The 5,899-nt window shown below is 32.0% G+C and carries 5 protein-coding genes; 1 reads left to right on the plus strand and 4 read right to left on the minus strand.

The window, feature by feature from the left end; translation table 11 throughout:
* On the plus strand, window positions 1-699 hold a 699-nt coding region (locus AC1DTM_RS16690; RefSeq protein ID WP_477000515.1), incomplete at its 5' end, for a tyrosine-type recombinase/integrase.
* 649 nt (window positions 700-1,348) lie between these two features.
* Here AC1DTM_RS16690 and AC1DTM_RS16695 read toward each other — a convergent pair.
* The 4 genes from AC1DTM_RS16695 to AC1DTM_RS16710 form a co-directional block, all read right to left on the minus strand.
* Window positions 1,349-2,461 (minus strand): RNA-guided endonuclease TnpB family protein, encoded by a 1,113-nt coding sequence (locus tag AC1DTM_RS16695; RefSeq protein ID WP_477000516.1) that lies wholly within the window; start codon window positions 2,459-2,461, stop codon window positions 1,349-1,351.
* An 11-nt stretch (window positions 2,462-2,472) separates the two neighbouring features.
* A complete protein-coding gene (tnpA, locus tag AC1DTM_RS16700; protein ID WP_477000517.1) occupies window positions 2,473-2,871 on the minus strand; it encodes an IS200/IS605 family transposase in 399 nt (132 codons plus the stop codon).
* Window positions 2,872-3,953: 1,082 nt separating this feature from the next.
* Entirely contained in the window at window positions 3,954-4,325 is a 372-nt protein-coding gene (locus tag AC1DTM_RS16705; protein ID WP_002107205.1) for a hypothetical protein, read from the minus strand.
* Between the two features lies 1 nt (window position 4,326).
* Window positions 4,327-5,148: a ParA family protein gene (locus tag AC1DTM_RS16710; RefSeq protein ID WP_002107203.1), complete on the minus strand. Its 822-nt coding sequence runs from the start codon at window positions 5,146-5,148 to the stop codon at window positions 4,327-4,329.
* Window positions 5,149-5,899 lie beyond the last annotated feature (751 nt).

Consider the following 5,899-nt stretch of genomic DNA (forward strand, 5'->3'; position numbering starts at 1 on the left):
CTTGGTGTAATCCGTTCTTATTTGAAATGGCTATACGAAATCCAATATATCCAGGAGCCTCTTCATGTAGAGATTCTAAGCACGGCAGTGAATAAACAACATAAACCGAAGCGTGAGTTATCATATGAGGAAGTGAAGCAGCTGCTAAACTACTACAAGGATAATGAAATTAACTATGCTTTATTATCAGTCCTTGCTACTACGGGATTACGTGTTGCAGAAGTCGCTCATGCCAAATGGGAAGATCTTGAGTATGACGCTATACGTGGACGTTACTATTTAATAGTTGATACAAAGGGAGATAATGAACGGATTGTTTCTATTAATAAAGAGATTTTTAATCGTATTATTGCGTTTCGAATCCGGAGACGATTACCTGTGGACATTGGAAATAAAAATGGAAAGACTATATTTCAAACAAAGAATCATACTGCTTATAGAGAAAATTATTTATCACAATATATTTCTAAAATCATTAAGGATACAAAGTTATCCTTTACGGAGAATATACGAATCACTCCCCATTTCTTTAGACATTTTTATGTGCAGTACTTATACGACTACAAGAGACTAGCACCTCATGTCATAGCAGCTGCAGTAGGTCATAAAAATGACCGGACAACAAAAGAAAACTACCTAAAACAAAGATTAACGAAAGATAACGATGCTGGTAATCTAATTACGGAAGATGAATTCTAATTTCGTTCATATTAAGATTAATTGTGTAATTTATATATAACAAAGAAGAACCTGTCATGGATACTTTTTTATACGAACAAGATATAAAATTTAATTTAATTGGTGATGTATGCGTTGATATAAATTCTAGCGAAGAAATATTAGTAGGGTTAATCATTACATCATTGATACGAACTAGTTTGTTTTTTTGATTATTTCCCATATATTTAAATAAGACTCATTAATTGTTTGGGATGCATGTTAAATTTATACTCTTTCTCACTGTTCATAAACACTTTTACTCCACTCCTGAATTTTTATTTTTTTTGCACAATTCAATTCAAATTTACATATACTCTGTATGCACATGTATTCAAATCACATTTGGGCGTGTGATTTGAAACCTACTTTTCAAAAAGCGCTATATAAGCGCTTTTTTCATGTGTAAATAATCTCTATAAAATGAAATTTTTATTATATTCCCTTCCGAATAACATTTCCAATCCGGTTTATACTATAACTGTGACTGTGAACTACCCGCCACTTAACGTCCTAACGGACTGTTTGAAGTGGGGGCTTCTCGGTTAGTCGTTACTTTTTTGATAGCTAACGAATTCGTCCTAAGACAGCCGAGCTAACTCCCTTGTTCCAAAGGTTATTTTATTGCTATTTATGCTAACGCTAATAGACGTATTGCTTCATTTTTGATATTGATAGCTGAGTTATAATCTCTATCGAGATTTACACCGCATATACAAGAATATACTCGTTCAGACAATGACATATTTTTTACATTTCCACAACTACTACATGTTTTTGTGGAAGGAAACCATTTGTCTATTTTCATAAGTTGTTTTCCTTTTTCGTATAGTTTATAAGCTAAAAAAGAAGTGAACATTCCCCAACTATTGTCAGCGACACTTTTTCCAAAATGAAGTGCTTGCGACATTCCTTTCATGTTTAGGTCTTCAATAGCTACAACATCAAAATTAGTAGCCAACTCTTTAGACTCATGATGAAGGAAATTCTTACGTTGGTTAGCTACTTTCTCATGTAACTTAGCTACACGAATACGTTGTTTATTCCAACGCTCAGAACCTTTATTGCGTCTTGCTAATACTCGTTGTGCCTTTGCTAATCGGTCTAAYATKTTACGATAGAACTTAGGATAATTGGCTTTCTCACCCTCAGAACTAACATATAATCCATCCATCGCAAAGTCTAATCCAACAAATGTTKCTACTTCTTTTTKTACAATCTCTTTTTCGTATTCAGTCAAGATGGACACATAGTATTTACCGGTAGGTGTCATGGAGATCGTACATGACTTGATCATATAGTCTTGTGGTATTTCTCTATGCTGTTTGATACGTACCATTTTCARTTTTGGTAATTTGATATGACCATTWAGCAACATAATATTTCCGTTTACTACATTCGTTGTATAAGACYTTCTRTCTTTTTTACTTTTGWATGTTGGRAAGTCATTTTGACCACTAAAGAAATTCTTATAGGCAGTTTGCAARTTTAGTTGAGCATTTGCCAAAGCTAATGAATCAACTTCTTTTAACCACTCAAATTCTGCTTTRTATTTCGCAGGAGTTGGAAGCTTTTGTTTCTTTAGTTGTTCCTTRTCATCTTTGTATTTTTCRTACGCTTCTTTMCGTTCWGCTAACATTCTGTTATACACGAAACGTACACAACCGAAGGTTTTACGCATAAGGKATGCTTGTTCTTCTGTTGGATACAAACGAAATTTATATGCTTTATTATGCTTTGTCATATCATTTCACCTCACTTTTCACCTTGATTTTCAATATAYTTCWTTACCACGTCTATTGGTGAACCACCAGTAGTTAGTAARCAAAAACTTCTTGACCAAAACATCTCTTTCCAAAGTTTCTTTTTTACTTGTGGAAAATCTCTTTTAATGAGTCGAGAACTTGCACTCTTATATGCATTGATGAATTTTGTCATTTCTGTATTAGGATGTGCCTTGAATAAAATATGAACATGGTCTACACCATGATTCCATTCAACTAATGTGATGTTATAGTTTTCAGATAGTCGAACAAACATGTCTTTTGCATAGTCTGACATATCATCATCAAACACATTTCTTCTGTATTTCACGGCCAACACAAGGTGATAATACAACAAGAACACTGAATGGTTATTACTATCTAATTTCATTGATATACCAACCTTTATACTTTATAAGACTGATTATATCAGAGGCGAAATGAAAAGCAAAACCTTTTGGTTACGCCAAACCGAAATTCATCTCCCACCTATCGCTGGGCTAAGCCCTTCACACGCTTGAGGAAAGAGAATTCTTTCGGGGAAATCGTTAAATAGTTAGCTTAAGTGACAAAGCGATTGATGAGGGAATATCATAAGGGAATTGCGGTGATGAGAGGGAAGAGAAAGTCGTGGAAGAAGTTCTGGTGATTATATTTTTTTAACTGCAAAAATATAGAAATATCCCTATTTCTTCATAGGGATATTTCTATATTTCTAAATCTCTGTTAATAATTTAAATTTCCTTTTCTATTCGGGAGTTAATTGATTTTCTACATAATAATGTATAAGTAAATCTATTATTTCATGAGTATATTTCTTAATAGTGAGCTTCATTAGTGTTCCAAGCTCTTCATGAGTCATGAAATTGGCTAGAAGTTTTAAAACCGCCCTATTGGTTTTTAAATTCCATACATTCACTTGTCTTTACTCGTTTTCAGGTGAAGAAACAGGAGTATCTTCGCTATTTTTGATAAAAAAATCAGGGATATATAGAAATAGGGATATTTCTATACTGCGGGAGAGGAGCACAGGGATGATATGTGATACAAGTAATAGAACTATAAAATTAACGGATAGTGCTTAAATCATTGATGTCAAAAACGATAGACTACAATGAGACTAAAATGATATTTCTGATCTTGAATAGATAAAAGCGTTGGAATTAGCTATTCAGGCAATTGATAATTTTTCTAATAAATTACTCATCTAACTAAATAGAGTAACGGGTACTTTAGTTCAACATGAATTAAACAACTTTAAAGATTCTTACTACAAAAAAATATAGTAAGGCTCTTATATTTTTATATCGAAATTAAATAACTTTATTATCAATTTACATAAGGAATATCATGAGGATGTTGCAGTGGAGAGAGAGAAGAAAAGGTTGTGGAGGAAGTTCTGGTGAGGATATTTTTTAAAATCGAAAAAATATAGAAATATCCCTATTTATATGTAGGGATATTTCTATATTTCTAAATCTCTGTTAATAATTTAAATTTCCTTTTCTGTTCGGGAGTTAATTGATTTTCTACATAATGATGTATAAGTAAATCTATTATTTCATGAGCATATTTCTTATTAGTAAGTTTCAATAGTGCTCCAAGCTCTTCCTTAGATTGACTAGAAATTTTAATACTACCTTGTTGGTTTTTAAATGTCTTTTTCTCTGGTGTTTGCTCCTTCTTTTTCTCCTGCTGATTTACTTGTTCTTGTTCATTTTTAGGTGAAAAAGTAGGAGTATCTTCGCCACTTTTTGTTACAACTGAATCCTCGTTTGAGATATAAGGATCTGTTGGGTCAAAATTGCTCTTTTTTCTGCCTAATAATCCAGGAGTTCTTGCCATGTTATACACCAACCTTCATACTTTCAAAAACATTGATACGAGATAATAATTCATCACTAATTTTTTCGTATAGTTCTATTACATTTAAATCATGTCTATCATTTTCAGTAATACCGTTAACATCAAACCTTTTAATACGTTCCATCTGTGGAACGATATTTTTAAATAGGTTTTCCTCACCAAAAATTTCACGAGCATTTTCCATAATGTATTCATCCACTTTACCATTATTTTTTAATAGCACTGGAAGAATACCTACAACTTCAATATCAAGATTATATTGCTCTTTTAATTTTATTAGTTGGTTAATGTAGTTTTCTGCACCTGTAAGAGAACGTTCTTGTGTTTGTAGAGTTATAAGAACATAATCAGAAGCTACAACTGCATTTTTTGTAACTTCAATTGACATAGGTGGAACATCGATAAATATGTAATCGTATTTATATTTTATTTTCTCAAGTAATTCCTTAAAGTAGAAATCTTCCTCTTCTTCCGAAGAACACGATTTATATAGAAATTTTGCGAAATCTTGAAAATCAACATAAGAAGGAATTAAATGTAAATTTTCCATTATTTCAACTTCTAATCCATCTAAATTCCCCTCTTGAATTCCTTTCATCAATGTTTTAGTTAAAGCTACCTTTTCGTCAGAATTAAGGATAGATTTTGTTAACATAAGAGATTTTGTTGCATTACTCTGTGGATCAAGGTCAACGAGTAAAGTTCTTTTCCCCTTTTTTGCGAATTCATAAGAGTTTAATACAGCATTAGTGGTTTTACCAACGCCCCCTTTGTAATTCCCAACAGTAATTGTAATAGCCATTTATACCACTCCATTTATTTTCTAGAAGATTTCCCTATTTCCCTATTTCTATATTTTAGTGAAAAGATTAGAAATATAGGGAAATATCTAATTATAGAAATAGGGATATTTCTATGTTATAAAGAAAATTATAGCAGTGATATGTGGTACATGCAATAGAATCTGTCATTTATACCACTCCATTTATTTTTTGAAAAAGCCCGTATATCCCATGCCCATCAAGCTAAGAAAGGCAAACATCTCAAAACGAGAGAATTGATATCGTCAGTTAAAAAAGAAACAACCTTTCCTATAATCGACGTTGCATAAGCKTAACTTGATGACCATGGCCTAATTCAATATTTTTGATAGCAGAGGTAGGGGAATATCCAATCATGGAAATAGGGATATATCTATATAGAGAAGGAGATTGTAGTAGTGATATGTGGTACATACAATAGAACCAGTAATTTGTTCAAAAGCCCCCCCTATACCACCATGTCTAATAATAAAAGTAGAGATATAGGGAAATATCCAATTATAGAAATAGGGATATATCTATATCGAAAAGAAGATTATAGTAGTGATATGCGGTACATATAATAGAATCAGTAATTTGTTCAAAAGCTCCCCCTATACCACCATTTCTGATAACAAAAGTAGAGAAATAGGGAAATATCCAATTATAGAAATAGGGATATTTATATATTGTGAGGGAGAGTATAATAGTGATATGTGGTACATATAATAGAATCAGTAATTTGTTCAAAGA

This window comes from Bacillus sp. P4_D3 (assembly GCF_056401855.1).